We start from the raw sequence: 15,128 nt of genomic DNA, 5'->3' as shown, positions 1-15,128 counted from the left end.
GAGCAGTGATATGTTGCCGTTCTCTGTCGAGCAATTTTTCGGGGCCTTCGCGAGCTACAACAGAGCGATCTGGCCGGCGCAGATCGTTGCCTTGATGATAGGGGGCCTGGCGTTCGCACTGGTATTCCGCAGGTGCAAGCGATCCGATGAGATCATCGCCGGTGTCCTTGCTGCGATGTGGGCGTGGACGGGGCTCATCTATCATTTGATATTTTTCGCGCCGATCAACAAAATGGCCTATGCATTCGGTGCGCTGTTCGCAGTTCAGGCCATGGCGTTTGGATACGTTGGCGTCATACAGGGTCGAATGACTTTCGGCCGGAGCAGCGGTCCGGCGGCATGGATTGGCATTGCATTCGTTCTCTATGCGGCTGCCATCTACTGGCTTTTTGGAGTGGCGACCGGTCATGACCTTGCGGAACTGCCTGCGTTCGGTGTAAGGCCATGCCCCGTCACGATCTTCACGTTCGGGATGTTGCTGCTCACAATCCGGCCGATCCCCCGCCTGCTGCTGATTATTCCTATCCTCTGGTCGCTCATCGGCGGCAGCGCGGCAATCCTGCTGCATGTGCCGCAGGACTGGGTGCTGCTCGTGAGTGGAATCGTATCAGCCGTTTTGCTCGCTGGCCGCGACCAGAGGCTGGCGTCAGCCTCCTCGCGGTGAGGGGTAGCGTTCTGCAATCTTGCTTCAGTGCCCGTCTGCTCTGGCCTCAGAGGACGACATCGTTCTTTCCTGCGCGTCCGCCGATAACAAGAACGAGCGAAAGCGGCATCGCAATGATGAGAATCACAGACGATAGCGGCTGGCCTGCCTCAAACGCAGGTCTCCGCTCCTCCTTTCAGCGTCACGGGAATGGTGAGATAGCGTACTCCGTTGGCTTCGGCAGGCGGAAATTTGCCGGCGCGAATGTTGACCTGGATGGAAGGTAGTAGCAGCCTGGGCGCTGAGAGCGTGGCATCGCGCGCTTGGCGCATGGCCACGAATTCAGCCTCCGTGACACCCTCCTTGGCCTGGACGTTCTTCTCGCGCTGTTCGCGCACCGTGGTCTCCCAGGCGTATGTGTCGCGGCCCGGCGCCTTATAGTCGTGACACATAAATAGCCGTGTCTCGGGTGGCAGCGCCAGGAGGCGCTTGATCGACCGGTAGAGCTTGTGCGCGTCGCCGCCTGGGAAGTCGGCCCGCGCCGTGCCGTAGTCCGGCATGAACAGGGTGTCGCCGACGAACAGGGCATCCTCGATCTTGTAAGAGACGTCGGCGGGCGTGTGCCCGGGCGTGAAGATCACCTCCACGTCGAGTTCGCCGATCTTGAAGCGCTCGTCGTCCCGGAAGAGGCGGTCGAAGTCGCTGCCGTCCGTCTTCAGGTCGGTGGCATTGAATATCGGCCGGAAGATGCGCTGCACGTCCTTGATGTGTTCGCCGATGCCGATTTGGGCACCGGTCTTCGCCTTGATGAAGGGGGCGCCCGAGAGATGATCGGCATGGGCATGCGTCTCCAGCACCCATTCGATCGTGTAGGCCGCCTCTTCGGCGGTCCTCAGCATGGACGCTACCGATCGCGTGTCCACCTCGCCCGAGTTGTGGTCGTAATCAAATACGGGGTCGATGATAGCGGCCTTCTTGGTCGCCGGATCGGCGACCAGGTAGCTCACCGTGTTGGTCGGCTCGTCGAAGAACGCTCGGATGATGGGTTGTCCTGGCATGGCTTAACCTCCTGATGTCACCGGCTTGTCTGAAGTTGACGTATATATTAGCAAGTGCTAAATAAGCAACATCTAATATATGGAGTTGGCCAATGGCTGCCCGGGCCTTCGATCTGGAGACATTCGAAAAGCAGGCCGTTGAGGTCGCCGGCATCCTGCGCGCGCTCGCCAACGAGCGTCGGCTGATGATCCTGTGCAACCTCGTCGAATGCGGCGAGAGCAACGTGAATGCCCTCGCGGAAGCCGTGGGGCTGTCGCAATCGGCCCTGTCGCAGCACCTCGCAAAGATGCGCGAGGAGGGGCTCGTCGCCTTTCGGCGCGAAAGCCAAACGCTCTGGTACCGGATCGCCGATCCGCGCATCGAGCAACTTTTTGCGACGCTGCACGAGCTCTATTGCAAGCCCGTCAAGGCGAAGAGCTGATTTAGGAGAGTAAAGGAGTTAATCATGTCACTACCCACAATCAAGCCAGCCGAGGCACGCCGCCTTCTCGACAGTGGCGCGCTCCTGATCGACATCCGCGAAGCTGATGAGCACGCCCGCGAGAAAATTCCGGGCGCGCGGCACCTTCCCCTGTCGAAGCTCGACGAGGCCGACTTCGCCTTGCATCGGGGCCAGCCGGTCATCTTTCATTGCAAAAGCGGCGCCCGCACTCAGGCCAACGCGCCACGGCTCGCGGCGAAGCTGAGCGAACCCTGCGAAGCCTTTATCGTCGAAGGCGGGCTCGACGCCTGGCGCAAGGCCGGCCTACCGGTCGTGAACGACCAGCGCCAACCGCTGGAGCTTCAGCGCCAAGTGCAGATCGGGGCTGGCAGTCTTGCGGTCGTGGGCACGTTGCTCGGGCTCTTCGTATCGCCGTGGTTCTTCGCTGTACCGGCCTTCGTCGGTGCGGGGCTGTTCACGGCTGGTGTCACAGGCTTCTGTGGCATGGCCCGCATTCTCATGCGCGCGCCTTGGAACCGCAGCGTCTACGGCGCGCCCAGACGGGCCGCCTGACAGTGCTTTGAGGAGTTGCCCACAATGTTGTCGCTGACCCAAGGTGCGTTCGGCCTTGCCTCTGGCTCGTTGGTCGGCTTTTCGCTGGGGCTGGTCGGAGGAGGCGGATCCATCTTGGCCGTGCCGCTCCTCGTCTATCTCGTCGGGGTGTCGGATCCGCATGTGGCGATCGGCACCAGTGCGGTCGCAGTTGCGGCGAACGCTGCAGTGAACCTCGTCAACCACGCTCGGGCCGGTAACGTGAAGTGGCGTTGCGCCTCTGTGTTCGCGCTCGCAGGCATGGCCGGCGCCTTTCTGGGCTCTACCCTTGGCAAGATCATCGAAGGACAGAAGTTGCTGGCGTTGTTCGCTATCCTCATGATGGCGGTGGGCGCGCTGATGCTGAAGGGCCGGGCCGGCGCGGGCGAGCCATCGGTCCGGCTTAACAGAGAGAACCTGCCGAAACTCGTCGCCCTGGGAGGTCTCACGGGAGCCTTGTCCGGCTTCTTCGGGATCGGCGGTGGGTTTCTGATCGTACCGGCGCTGATTGCGGCCACTGGCATGCCTATCCTCTATGCGGTCGGTTCCTCCCTTGTGGCGGTGACCGCTTTCGGCCTGACGACGGCGGCCAACTACGCCCTGTCCGGTTTGGTGGATTGGTATCTCGCTGCGTTGTTTATCTCCGGCGGAGTTGTTGGCGGGATGCTCGGCGCCGGCTCGGCAAGCTCGCTCGCCGCGCGCAAAGGTGCGTTGAACACCATATTCGCGGCCCTGATATTCGCGGTGGCGATCTATATGCTGGTCCGCAATCTCGGCCTCACGTGATTGGAGACTTCGAAACAAGCGGTCGATAGACCAAAGTGCCCGCACGAATGAGGGCAACTAGTATAAACCCAAACAAAGTTGCGCTCGGGCTTCAGGAGGCATCGATCACAGCGGTCACCGGCCGACGCAGCGAGGGTGGCAGTGATGAGCCGCGGCCAAATCGCACGATCAGATCCGGGCGCCGGACGCCAAGCCCCAGATATTCTGCAATCTGCGGACGCAGGGAAGAGACCTCGACCGGTTGATTGAGAAGAGCATTCCGAATCCCGAGCATCGTCGCTTGCAGCGCGAAACGCTGGTAGGCGCGTCCAGCAGCGACCCAGCCAGCCTTGTCGTTACGCGGACTGACGAAGACGGCAATGCCCGCTGACGAGCGGACATGCTCGCCATACTTGTCATTCTCTCCCTTCTCGGTCAGCGCGAACTTCAGGAGGCGACGCGCAAGCCAAGCCGGCAGCGCCGGATTGCCGGAGCTCCGCACGGCAAGCCCGTCCAATTGCTCGATCGCCATGGAATCATTGAAGCGGATCCAGGAGATGAGCTCTGCCATGAACGCGGGATCGCGCATCTGCATCGTGTTGCCCTGAATGACGTAGTCGAGAATTGCCTCCATGCGCGGTCGCTCGGTCACAATGAAGCACTCGACGCCACCTAGCGCGCCGGCAGTCTCGATCCAGTGCAGTGCTCATGCGTCACTGGATACTTCGCGACCGCACCCTCGTTCGGATGCTGCCTCATTCCAAGGAATAGTGCCGAGCTTCCGGTTCGCACCAGTCAACGGCCGACTCGTCGCACGTCGGACATTGATAGATCTTGTCCAGCGCGAGAAGTAGCGACGCAACACGGTTGGCCGACGCCGCCCATTCCGCAAGACGTGGATAGTTGTCCGTAAACCAACTGCAGGCACCCTGGACCACGACGAACGCCGCCGCGGCCTGTACGACCTCGCCGAGGAGCATCGTGCCGGCAACATATTTTGGCGTGCAGAGCAGCACGCCGATCACGGGCGTCAGAAGCGAGTTCGTGTGGGTTATGATTGTGAGACGCATGAGTTGCCAGCAATATTTCAGCCAGGCGGAAACTACTGCCGCGAGCGCCGCTTCCATGGCGCGAAGCCCGTCCCTGCCGTCCGGCCGCAAGGCCTTGTCTTCTCCGCTTTCACGCCAATGAGTTCCGATCGCTCGCAACTCCGCTTCAGCCCGCTTGTTGTCCTCCAGGACCTGCGTCAGCTGGCGGCCGATCAGCATCGTCGTCGCCGCGACCGCAACCGAGTAGGCGATCACGGCGAGCACGAGATAGCCGGGAATGGTCAAGGTCTGCCCGGAGACGTCGATGTCCAGGTTGCCCCCGACGATCCAGAGAATGCCGATGAATGTAGTCGCCGTAAGCAGTGAACTGATGAGCCCGAGGGTGAGGTCCACCGGCAGGTCCGTTGCCAGCCTGCCATCCTCGGCAATCCGATATTCGGGCGCCTGATAGTCTCCCGCCACGAAGTTCAGCCGCACAAAACGATCCCGCTCCAGCCAGTAACGGTAAAGCTCATCGCTGAGCCAGGCTCTCCACTTTCGCTGCAGCGTCATCCGCCCCCAGACCGAGAAGACGGCGAGCGACAGGCTGGCCGCGGCGAGCGGAATGAAGCGCAGCGCTTGGCTGAGGAGCTCGTTGCCGTTCTTGCGCTCGACCGCGTTGAGGAAGTCGCGGTTCCAGAAGTTCAGCGAATACTGCGTCAGCAATTGCAGAAGCACCGTCGCAACGAGCAACACGGTGAGAAGCCAGGCCCACCTCGCCGACTTGCCCGTCCAGAAGCCGCGGGCAGTCCTCCAGAAGCGCAGCAGCAGCTGCCGCTCGCCGGGTGAGTGGTATGCCCCTTTGCTAAGCATGATAGCCGGAAATGGTTGTAACGTTCACGCTGGATGCGAGACGATGAACATCCGCACCGAGGCAAAGCCCCGTGCCGGGACTGAGCAGTGCCGCGGACCCGCCGGCAACGCCGTAACGCAGCGCGCTATCGAGCTTATCACCATCGGCCAAGCGCGACACCATCGCCCCCAGGAAGCTGTCGCCCGCGCCGGAAACGCTGACAGGCTCCATAGCAAGGCCATTCGCACGCAAAGCGATGCCGCGCGTCAGGAGCAGGGCGCCGCCGGGGCCCATGGAGAGCGCGATGATCTCGATGCGATAGCGCTCGAACAGGCGGCGCCCCGCCTCCAGCAGCGCAGGCTCGTCGGCGCAGCTGATCCCGGCCAGCTCCTGAAACTCCCGAAGGTTGGGCTTGATGAGATAGACGCCCGCCTCCAGCGCTGGTTTCAGCGAGGCGCCGGACGTGTCAACAATGACCCTGGCGGCCCCTTTCGAGGCCCGGACCACCCTGCCGTAGAAATCGGCCGGAACTCCCGGCGGCAGGCTGCCGCTTGCGATGACAAAGCCAGCCTGCGGACTGAGGTGCGCAATGGTGTCGAGACACTGCTGCCATTCGAATTCGCTGAGGGAGGCGCCCGGGAACACCAGCCGGAACTGCTCCTTGCTGGTCTCGTCGAAAACGGTGATGTCTTCGCGGGTATCGTTCGATATCGGGATCACGATACTGCGCACGGCCTCGCGTTCAACCAGCGCCGCCAGGGTTTGTCCGGTTGCGCCGCCTGCCGGATAGACTGCGGTCGCTTCAAGGCCGAGCCGTTTCAGGACACGGGCCACATTGATCCCGCCACCGCCGGGATCGCGCTGTGGCTCGGCGCAGCGCATCTTCGTGTAGGGCACCATCTTGCTGACCGAGGTCGAGATATCGACGGCCGGATTGATGGTCAGGGTGACGATGTCGAGTTGCGGTATCTCAGCCAAGGCCTTCGACCTCCATCAGGTTACGAAGGCCGACAAACGCGACGTCGTCGTCCAGGATCAAATAAGCCGGTATCGGCTCCAGGAATTTTCGGAGCCGCCCCTTCTCCTCGAAGCGCCGGCGAAACTGGGAGGCGGCAAGATAGTCTGGCATGTGGCGCAAAATGCCGCCGCCAATGAATATCCCACCTCTCGCATTCAGCGCGAGCGCGAGGTTGCCCGCGACGGACCCCAGCATCGCGCAAAACATATCAACGGCGCCGCGGCTAACCGTAGAAGTCCCGTCGATTGCCGCCCGCGTGATGTCGGCGGCGCGACGTTTTGGTGAGCTCACGCCGTCGATCTCGGCCAGAGCGTCATGGAGGTTTTCCAGTCCTGCGCCTGACAGAACACGTTCGGCGGACACATGTCCGAAGCGTCGGCGCAAATGCTCGATGACGGCATCCTCGCGCAAGGAGCCGCTCGCCATCGTGGAATGCCCCCCTTCGCTCGAAAGGACGATCCGCCCGCCGAGGTGCGGTATGCTGACGGCCATTCCCAAGCCGGTGCCGGGGCCGATTGCAGCAAGGGGCGCTCCTGCGATCCGCTGCCGCCCACCCAGCTGCAGCAGACTGCTCGCGCCAAGCCGCGGCAGGGCCCATGCAACCGCCTCGAAATCGTTGATCAGGCGTACGGTCGAGAATCCATGAGTCCGACGCAGTTCCTCGGCATCGATCACCCAGGAATTGTTCGTGAGCGCGCAGCGGCCATCCTGAACCACGCCGGAAGCGGCAAGGATTGCGTGAGCCATCTTGTCGACCTGGGTGGAAGCGGAGAGATAGGCAGCGAGCGCCTCCTGAAAGGTGGCGGAATCACTGACAGCCATACGGGTTATCGTGCTGACCATGCCGTCGGCCAACAGCGCGAAACGGACGTTGGTGCCTCCAACGTCTGCAAGCAGGGTGGTTCGGCTTGGCGGGATTGCCTTCATCATGGCTGCATCGCCTTGATCAGACCGGCATACCAGCCGAAGGACGATTTCGGCGTTCGCTGCAGCGAAGCATAATCAACGTATGTCAGGCCGAACCTGATGCTGTACCCGGAGTCCCACTCGAAATTGTCGAGAAGCGACCAAACGAAATAGCCACGAACATCGACGCCGCTGGAAGCGGCTTCGTTCATCGCGTTGATATAGGCCTTCAAGAACTCTATCCGACCCGGGTCGATCACCGCACCGGTCTGGTTGGGCTGGCCGGAATCACCATAGCCATTCTCGAGCACGTAAATGGGGAGGCCATACTGTGCGTGCACATCCTGCAGTGTTCGACTGAAAGCGTCGGGATCGATCGGCCATCCGATCGGGGTCAAGGGCAGGCTGGCCGGCTTGTCACCGAAGTCGTAGCCCAGCATCGAATCCGCCCGCGCCTTCACGTAGACCGGGCTATAGTGGTTCAGTCCGAACCAATCGAGCGGACGGCAAATCCGCGCCAGGTCGCCCGGCTGCATATGCGGTTCGATCGCCACGCGCATCGATAGAGGATACTCGCCGCGGCATTGCGGATCCGGAAAGCCCGCATTCCAATACACATTCAGGCGTGCCGCAGCCGCTGCATCGGCCTCGCTTGCGCTGGAAGGCCGGCATGGCTGTCGATTGTGGATACAGCCGATCGAGGCGTTGATCACGTTAGCGCGGAGCACATCCACCGCCGCCCCGTGGGCGAGATTGACGTTGTGGATCATGCGGTGGAGCTTGTCCTCGCTGCTGCCGTCGCGTTTGCCGAGCGAACGGCTGAACAGGCTGAACATCGACGGTTCGTTGAATGTCGCAAAGCGCTTGACCCGGTCGCCAAAGCGCGCGGCGATCAAACTCGCATAGTCGGCGAACCACACGGCCGATTCCCGATTGAGCCAGCCACCGCGCTCCTCCAAGGCCTGCGGAAGGTCCCAATGATACAGGCACAGCCACGGTTCGATACCGGCGGCCAAGAGCTCGTCGATCAGCCGGTCGTAGAATGAAAGGCCGGCCTCGTTGGCAGATCCGCGCCCGAGTGGCCGGACGCGCGGCCAGGCGACCGAGAACCGGTACGCCTGCACGCCCAGCGCCTTCATGAGACCGACATCTTCGCGGTAGCGATGATAATGGTCACAGGCGCTGTCGCCGGTATCGTGATTCTTGATTTCACCGGTCCGACAATAGATGTCCCAGATGCTCAATCCGCGCCCGTCCTCTTGAGTTGCCCCTTCGATCTGGAAGCTGGAGGTGGAAACACCCCAGATGAAATCGGGGGGCAGGCTGGCGGTATTTGGCAGTTGCGTTGTCGGCATGGACGACCTGCTTGGTCCTGCTCGATCGATGGCCGGACGCTGTTGCGCGGCCCGCCAGTCGGATCTTAGGCACGTTGTCTCCCTTCGACATTGGTAGTCATGCTGGTTCCGGGTGGTATTGAGATAGGTCAAGGAGCCTGGGTCGGGCCGTGCGATGGACTTGTATCCTTAGATTGTTGCTGGGGTCCGCGCTTGCGAAGAACGAAATGGGGAGGGCTCGTCGACGACGATCTCAGAGGAAGCGGCTTCTTCCGCGTTGCCGAGCGCGATGGCGTATTCTGGCTCGTCGATCCCGATGGTGGTAGATTTCTCTCGAAGGGGGTCGATACGGTCCGTTTCGATCAGGATCGGATCGGCGGGACCGAACGGGTGCCCTACGCCGAGGCTTGCCGGACTAAGTACGGCAGCCTGCAGATCTGGCGCACCGTTGTGTCTGACCGGCTGGCAAGCTGGAAGTTCAACACGGTTGGCTGCTGGTCGGACGAACTCGTCGCCAGTGCGGGATCGCAATTGCTGGCGACGGCGCCGACCGCTGAGCTCGGCGCGTCCTTCCGCTTGCACCGTCGTGAGCAAGTCTTTCCGGACGTCTTCGATCCCGGATTCTCGGCGCATATCCGCGCAAGTGCCGATCAACGTTGCAGGCATCGGCGCAACGATCCCGGCTTGCTCGGTACCTTCATCGACAACGAACTGTACTGGTCACCCGACTGGCGCGGTGCCGACGAGCTTCTGACGGTGTTTCTGAACCTGCCGTCTCATCGTCCCGGCAGGGTTGCCGCTATCTCGGGTCTGCAGGCCCATTATCGAGATTTTGCCCAATTCAATGCGGTATGGCGCACACAGGCGCGATCCTGGAAGAGCTCGGCAGGATCGAACATGTCGTGGCACCATACGTCAGACTGCGGCCCGGCGTCTTGAACGACGCACTTGAGACCAAGGCCAACCTGGCAGATCCCGCCCGCGAGGCATTCTCAGCAGATTGCGATGCCTTCGTGGCCGTCGTGGCCGACAAGTATTTCGAACTGTGCGTCTCGGCAATCAAGACGGCCGATCCCAATCATCTCGTGCTCGGATCCCGGTTCGGCTATCAGCCGCTCGCAGGCGTCATTGCAGCGGCCGGCCGCCATCTCGATGTGATCTCCTTCAATTGCTACGAGTTCGACCCTGGTCCGGTCATTGACGCTTATGCTGCCACCGGTAAGCCATGCCTGATCTCCGAATTCTCATTCCGAGGCGACGACGCAGGCTTGCCGAATACCAAAGGGGCGGGGCCACGGCTGGCTACTCAGCTCGACCGCGCCCGGGCTTTCGAGGGCTACGTTGCGGCAGCCCTCAGCAAGCCGAATGTAGTCGGTTATCACTGGTTCGAGCATGCCGATCAGCCAGCGCAGGGGCGTTTTGACGGTGAAGACTCGAATTTCGGCACGGTGACTATCGACGATCGGGTCTATGACGAGCTGACGAAGACGATGACCAGGGTCAACGTCGCGGCAGAACGCATTCATGCCGCTCCCGTCCCGGCTGTGATCTGATCGTTGCAGCGAGGGGAGTCTCACGTCTCGGATTTTGGCTGATTGGCTTCGGCGTCGGACACCACGGCCATGGTGCGAAACACGCTCGAGGGATTGACGCTGATCGAATCGATGCCAAGTCCCGTCAAATATCGCGCGATCTCCGGATAGTTCGCGGGCGCTTCGCCGCAGATGCCGATATGGCGACCGTTGCGCTTTGCGCCGACCACCGCCTGCCGAAACATCTCCAGCATTCCCGGGTCCCGTTCGTCGAAGTCGAAGGCTACGATATCGGAATCCCGGTCGACCCCCAGCGTGAGCTGGGTAAGATCGTTGGAACCAATCGAAAACCCATCGAATAACTGAGAAAACGCGTCGATCTGGATGACGTTATTCGGAATCTCGCACATGACGTAAATTTCGAGACCGTCTTCGCCGCGTCTCAGTCCGTTGGCCGCCATCGTGGCGATCACGCGACGGCCTTCCTCCACGGTTCGGCAGAACGGCACCATGACGCGCAGATTGGAGAGACCCATCTCCTTTCGCACCAGGCGAAGCGCCGCGCACTCCAGCGCAAATCCTTCGGTGTAGGCGGGATGACTGTAGCGCGAGGCACCCCGGAATCCCAGCATCGGATTCTCTTCCCTGGGCTCAAAGCCTTCCCCGCCAATCAGGCTGGCATATTCGTTGGTCTTGAAATCGGAAAGCCGTACGATCACTGGCTTCGGATAGAATGCCGCGGCGATGGTGCCGACGCCTTCCGCCAGTCGTTGAACAAAGAAGTCGGCCGGGCTCTGGAAGCCTCTGACCAAGCGTGCGATCTCGGCCCGTGCCCTGGTTGACTTTATCTTGTCCGGCTTGAGCAATGCCATGGGGTGAACGCGGATGTGCTCACTGATGATGAACTCCATCCGGGCGAGGCCGACTCCGGCCTGCGGCTGCATCGCCGTGCGGAAAGCCATCTCCGGAGTTCCGACATTCACCATGATAGCCGTGCGCGGCTGTCGTAGCTCGCTCACGGGTGTCTTGGTCACGTCAAACGCAACCTTTCCCGGATAAACGCTTCCAACGTCACCTTCGGCGCAGCAGATCGAGACTTCAGTCCCGGTCTTGATCTTCTCGGTCGCGTGCGTGGCGCCGACCACGGCGGGGATGCCCAGCTCTCGGGCCACGATCGCCGCATGGCAGGTGCGACCGCCCTTGTCGGTGATGATGCCGGCCGCGATCTTCATGATCGGCTCCCAATCCGGGCTGGTGGCCGGTGCCACCAGAATTTCTCCAGGACGGAAGGCTGCAAGATCGCGCGCGGACGAAATGCGGCGCGTACGCCCGGATGCGATCTTCTCTCCGACAGCGCGGCCGTTGACGATGACCGAGCCGTGTCCCTTGAGATTGTAGGTCTCATAGACGTCCGCTGCACGCTGGGAGGCAACGGTCTCTGGCCGGGCCTGAATGATGTAAAGCTTCCCGTCGACCCCGTCCTTGGCCCATTCGATGTCCATCGGCATCGAAACGCCGGCATGTCTGGAGTAGTGGGCTTCGATCCGGACCGCGATCTCGGCCAGGCTCAGGACCTCCGGATCGGAAATGCAAAACTTCTGTCGTTCGGCGTCAGGCACGTTGCGCGTGAGCGTCGCATGGCTGCCTCCGCGCTTGCCATAGATCATGCGGATCTGCTTGGCTCCGAGCCGGCGACGCAGCACCCGGCGATATCCCTGGCTGAGCGTGGGCTTGTGGACGTAGAATTCGTCCGGATCCACCTGGCCTTGCACGATGGTCTCGCCGAGACCGTAGCAGCCCGTGACGAAGACCACGTCACGAAAGCCGGATTCGGTATCGAGCGTAAAGACGACACCGCTGGCCGCCAGATCGGAGTGGACCATTTTCATCACGGCGACAGAAAGCGCGACCTTGAAATGATCGAAGCCGTTGTCGATGCGATAGGAAATCGCGCGATCGGTGAAAATGGAGGCAAAGCAGCGCCGGCAAGCTTCGAACAAGTCTTTGGGCCCGCGCACATTGAGAAAACTTTCGTGCTGGCCTGCAAAACTCGCTGTCGGCAAATCCTCCGCGGTCGCAGAGCTCCGTACGGCGACAGCGACCCCGGTCCCGGCCTCGCGTTCAAGCTGCCGATAGGCTTCCACGATCTGTTCGCGCAGCAGCGGCGTGTCCATTGCCTTGTATATGATCTCGCGGGCCTTAGCGGCTTTGCTCGCGAGGTGCTTGATCTTGCTCTTGTCGATCCCATCGAGAAGCCGGTGAAGTTCGTCCGCGACACCGCCCCGCAATAGCGCTTCGCGATAGGCGTCTGCCGTGATGGCGAAGCCATTGGGGACGGCAACCCCGTGGGATGCGAGAGCTGAATACAATTCGCCGAGCGAAGCGGTCTTGCCGCCGACCAGCCCGACATCGCCCAATCCGATTTCGAGGAAAGATCTGATATATCCGGACATGCATGCAGCAGATCACGCCGAGCGTGCCCGGCCTTGAGGCAGGTCAACCTTTCGATGGATTTACGTGTCTCCCTACAAGCCGTCGATCACGTTCCGGAGCAAGGTCTGGACACGCTCAGCCGATGCCTTGAGGTCAGGATCTTCATTTGCCTGCATCGACGCGACGGGATCAATGGCAGCGATTTCGGTGCGATCGTGAGCGATCTCCTGAACGACGACGTTGCAGGGCAGCATGGTGCCGACCTTGTCCTCAAGCTGGAGTGCTTCGTAGGCAAGCTGTGGATTGCATGCCCCAAGGATACGATAGTTTCGGAAATCGACACCGAGCTTGTCCTTGAACGTTCGCGTGACGTCGATTTCCGTGATGATGCCGAAGCCGCCTTGCTTGAGAGCTTCGGTAGTGCGTCGCACGGCTTCGTCGAACCCGACCTGCAAGGTCTTGCTGAAGTAATAGCCCATTTTGAAATCCCTCCTGGTGAGCTGGCATCAGGCTCGACCGTGAACAGGAAACAATCCGAACTCTCGTTTTTCAAGAGCGCTGACGTCCTACCAAAGGTGCCGCCAAAAGCGCCCCCGGTCCGAAGGCGAATCCAGCCGGCTCTTCTGCTCGTCGCTGAGCGTGGCGTAGAAGGCCTCAAAAGCGGGACGCATGGTCTTCACGGCCTGCAGCATCGCCTCCATGCGCTTCTCCATGAACTCCATTCGACCGACCGCGGTGGGCGGCACTTCAGTCGGGCAAGCGAGGCGCAGAGCCTCGGAGGCTTTGTCGGATGCCGCCTTCAATTCATCGAACTTGGCACGTTGAGCGTCTGTTGGTTTGATGACCTGTTCGAGCCGGTCGATGCGCCATCCGGAAAAGCCGACGGCAGCAGGGCTGCATGTGCCTCGGAATCCACCTCGGTCCATGAATCCCGGCCCCATCATCATGCCGGACCCCATCATGTCTCGTCCCCATCCATGCGCTCCAGGTCCGTAAGGCTGCGCGTTGGCGCCTATGGAAGACATTGCGATGGTGAGCGATACCGAAGCGGCTGCAACGAGTTGATTGAATTTGAGCATGGTATGGTCCTCCATTGCTATCAATCTCTCGGTCGAGATCCGAAACGTCCCACCTTATGAGGCAATCCTCGACAAGCCGTTGAGATGGATCAAATTGTAGCGCGTTGGGAGATCGCAGCTGCAGCGACGTCTCGTAGAATCGGTACGAGCCAACGGCCCTTGCCATGAAGACAATCATTGATCCGAACGACACTGACTGGCCGGCTAATGATCGCCCTCCTGGACTTTACTCTCCGGCGAGGTCGCGGCTGCGATAGCGAGTTGAACGGTTTCGTCCTGCGTCTTGATGGCCCGGGTCAGGGAAAACAATCGTTGGCGGGTGTCATAAAGCTGATCAAGCAGCGACAGCACTACCGGTAGCGCGCTGTCATCAACATCGAGTTCATAGGTCAGGGTACAGATGAGACGGATCCGCGCGCATTCCAAGTCTGAGAACGTCAGAGGCCCTCCGTCCTGTTCCGGAACGACGAGCTCTTCGCTGATCCAACGCTCGAGATCGCTGCGCTGGAGCGCGGAGATGGTCGCCAAGAGATCATCGACAGCTATCACGGCTCCATCTCCTTGCGTGGATCCTGAGGGTTGTTCGGACGCCATGCTTCCAGAAACTGTATCAGTTCGGGTTCTTCGACCGTGGGAAGGATCACCTTCAGCGTGATCAATTGATGTCCGCGCTGCCCGGACTTTCGGTTGCGGATACCTCGTTCGCGCAGCCGCAGCGTGGTTCCGGAATTCGAACCCTTTGGGATTGTCACCGTCACCGCTTGAGTGATTGTCGGCACCTCGATCCTGCCTCCCAGCACCGCCTCGCGCAGGGTTACGGGTATTTCGACGTGGATGTTGTCATCCTTGCGATGGAAGAACGGATGCGGCTGGATGTGCAACTCGACATAGGCATCGCCAGGCGGTCCGTCGCCATAGCCAGGCATTCCCTGGCCTTTTAGCCGCAGCATCTGTCGGTCCTCGGCGCCCTCGGGGACAATCACCTCCAGGGTCTTGCCGTCCGGCAGCGTGATGGTGTGCGCGGCGCCGGTGGCGGCGTCCACGAAGGCCACTGGTAGAACGTAGCTCACATCCTGACCGCGCGCCCGGAATGCCCGCTCTGATCGTTGCCCTCTGCCGGCAAACGCTTTTGCCAGGAATTCTTCCAGATCTTCGTTGCTGTCAAATCCATCCTGCGCGGCGTGGGTGGTGTAGGCAGGCCCGTCCGCGAAGTCGCGATAGAAACGCTCCTGCGGTCGCTCTGCGCCGCTGGCGTCGATCTCACCCGCGTCAAACCGCCGCCGCTTCTCCTTGTCTTTGAGCAGATCGTTGGCAGCCGAGATGGCCTTGAACTTGGCCTCTGCCTCCTTGTCGCCCGGATGGAGGTCAGGATGAAATTTGCGCGCGAGTTTTTTGAAGGCGCTTTTGATTTCCTTGTCGGTCGCGGATCGGGTTACGCCGAGCGTCTCGTAAGGGTCTTTCATTCA

Annotated in this window: 17 protein-coding genes; 6 read left to right on the top strand and 11 right to left on the bottom strand. The window is 61.1% G+C overall.

Annotation, left to right across the window (positions count from 1 at the left end; translation table 11 throughout):
• Positions 1-10: 10 nt before the first annotated feature.
• Complete coding sequence (locus LPJ38_RS29425; protein WP_145642504.1) at positions 11-664, top strand: DUF6064 family protein; 654 nt, start codon at positions 11-13, stop codon at positions 662-664.
• A gap of 149 nt (positions 665-813) precedes the next feature.
• Here the strand turns inward: LPJ38_RS29425 and LPJ38_RS29420 are convergent, their stop codons facing one another.
• Positions 814-1,701 carry an MBL fold metallo-hydrolase gene (locus LPJ38_RS29420; protein WP_145642506.1) on the bottom strand — a complete coding sequence of 296 codons (888 nt, stop codon included), beginning with the start codon at positions 1,699-1,701 and terminating at the stop codon, positions 814-816.
• A gap of 92 nt (positions 1,702-1,793) precedes the next feature.
• Between LPJ38_RS29420 and LPJ38_RS29415 the strand changes: the two genes are divergently transcribed.
• The 3 genes from LPJ38_RS29415 to LPJ38_RS29405 are packed head-to-tail and all read left to right on the top strand — an operon-like array spanning position 1,794 to position 3,500.
• Positions 1,794-2,123 (top strand): ArsR/SmtB family transcription factor, encoded by a 330-nt coding sequence (locus tag LPJ38_RS29415; RefSeq protein WP_145642508.1) that lies wholly within the window; start codon positions 1,794-1,796, stop codon positions 2,121-2,123.
• Positions 2,124-2,147: 24 nt separating this feature from the next.
• Positions 2,148-2,696 (top strand): rhodanese family protein, encoded by a 549-nt coding sequence (locus LPJ38_RS29410; protein ID WP_145642510.1) that lies wholly within the window; start codon positions 2,148-2,150, stop codon positions 2,694-2,696.
• A gap of 24 nt (positions 2,697-2,720) precedes the next feature.
• Positions 2,721-3,500: a sulfite exporter TauE/SafE family protein gene (locus LPJ38_RS29405; protein WP_145642512.1), complete on the top strand. Its 780-nt coding sequence runs from the start codon at positions 2,721-2,723 to the stop codon at positions 3,498-3,500.
• 91 nt (positions 3,501-3,591) lie between these two features.
• Here LPJ38_RS29405 and LPJ38_RS29400 read toward each other — a convergent pair whose 3' ends face one another.
• The 5 genes from LPJ38_RS29400 to LPJ38_RS29380 form a co-directional block, all read right to left on the bottom strand.
• Complete coding sequence (locus tag LPJ38_RS29400; protein ID WP_158644819.1) at positions 3,592-4,113, bottom strand: hypothetical protein; 522 nt, start codon at positions 4,111-4,113, stop codon at positions 3,592-3,594.
• Between the two features lie 121 nt (positions 4,114-4,234).
• Positions 4,235-5,380 carry an SbmA/BacA-like family transporter gene (locus tag LPJ38_RS29395; protein ID WP_145642516.1) on the bottom strand — a complete coding sequence of 382 codons (1,146 nt, stop codon included), beginning with the start codon at positions 5,378-5,380 and terminating at the stop codon, positions 4,235-4,237.
• The gene (locus LPJ38_RS29390; protein ID WP_167520787.1) at positions 5,373-6,338 is read right to left on the bottom strand and encodes a 1-phosphofructokinase family hexose kinase; all 966 of its coding nucleotides are present in this window, start codon (positions 6,336-6,338) and stop codon (positions 5,373-5,375) included. Before LPJ38_RS29390 ends, LPJ38_RS29395 begins: the two co-directional genes overlap by 8 nt.
• Entirely contained in the window at positions 6,331-7,308 is a 978-nt protein-coding gene (glk, locus tag LPJ38_RS29385; protein WP_145642518.1) for a glucokinase, read from the bottom strand. Before glk ends, LPJ38_RS29390 begins: the two co-directional genes overlap by 8 nt.
• Positions 7,305-8,639, bottom strand: a complete 1,335-nt coding sequence (locus tag LPJ38_RS29380; RefSeq protein WP_145642520.1) for a GH1 family beta-glucosidase — start codon at positions 8,637-8,639, stop codon at positions 7,305-7,307. The genes glk and LPJ38_RS29380 overlap by 4 nt, the downstream gene beginning before the upstream one ends.
• A 192-nt stretch (positions 8,640-8,831) precedes the next feature.
• On the opposite strand from LPJ38_RS29380, the gene LPJ38_RS29375 reads away from it, so the two are divergent.
• Positions 8,832-9,557 carry a hypothetical protein gene (locus LPJ38_RS29375; RefSeq protein ID WP_231088442.1) on the top strand — a complete coding sequence of 242 codons (726 nt, stop codon included), beginning with the start codon at positions 8,832-8,834 and terminating at the stop codon, positions 9,555-9,557.
• A 74-nt stretch (positions 9,558-9,631) separates the two neighbouring features.
• Positions 9,632-10,171 (top strand): glycoside hydrolase 5 family protein, encoded by a 540-nt coding sequence (locus LPJ38_RS29370; RefSeq protein WP_231088441.1) that lies wholly within the window; start codon positions 9,632-9,634, stop codon positions 10,169-10,171.
• Between the two features lie 20 nt (positions 10,172-10,191).
• On the opposite strand, the gene ppsA is transcribed toward LPJ38_RS29370, so the two are convergent.
• From ppsA to LPJ38_RS29345, 5 genes are all read right to left on the bottom strand, one after another.
• Positions 10,192-12,603 carry a phosphoenolpyruvate synthase gene (ppsA, locus tag LPJ38_RS29365; protein WP_145642522.1) on the bottom strand — a complete coding sequence of 804 codons (2,412 nt, stop codon included), beginning with the start codon at positions 12,601-12,603 and terminating at the stop codon, positions 10,192-10,194.
• Between the two features lie 72 nt (positions 12,604-12,675).
• Positions 12,676-13,062, bottom strand: coding sequence for a DUF302 domain-containing protein (locus tag LPJ38_RS29360; RefSeq protein ID WP_145642524.1), 387 nt, complete (start codon positions 13,060-13,062; stop codon positions 12,676-12,678).
• Between the two features lie 87 nt (positions 13,063-13,149).
• A complete protein-coding gene (locus tag LPJ38_RS29355) occupies positions 13,150-13,662 on the bottom strand; it encodes a Spy/CpxP family protein refolding chaperone (RefSeq protein WP_158644820.1) in 513 nt (170 codons plus the stop codon).
• Between the two features lie 204 nt (positions 13,663-13,866).
• A complete protein-coding gene (locus LPJ38_RS29350) occupies positions 13,867-14,211 on the bottom strand; it encodes a chaperone modulator CbpM (RefSeq protein ID WP_145642528.1) in 345 nt (114 codons plus the stop codon).
• A complete protein-coding gene (locus tag LPJ38_RS29345; protein WP_145642530.1) occupies positions 14,208-15,125 on the bottom strand; it encodes a DnaJ C-terminal domain-containing protein in 918 nt (305 codons plus the stop codon). Before LPJ38_RS29345 ends, LPJ38_RS29350 begins: the two co-directional genes overlap by 4 nt.
• Positions 15,126-15,128: the final 3 nt, after the last annotated feature.

It is taken from the genome of Bradyrhizobium daqingense (assembly GCF_021044685.1).
GTDB classification, from domain to species: domain Bacteria; phylum Pseudomonadota; class Alphaproteobacteria; order Rhizobiales; family Xanthobacteraceae; genus Bradyrhizobium; species Bradyrhizobium daqingense.
Note: the sequence above shows the minus strand (reverse complement) of the source record. Positions and strands in the feature narration are given on the sequence as shown.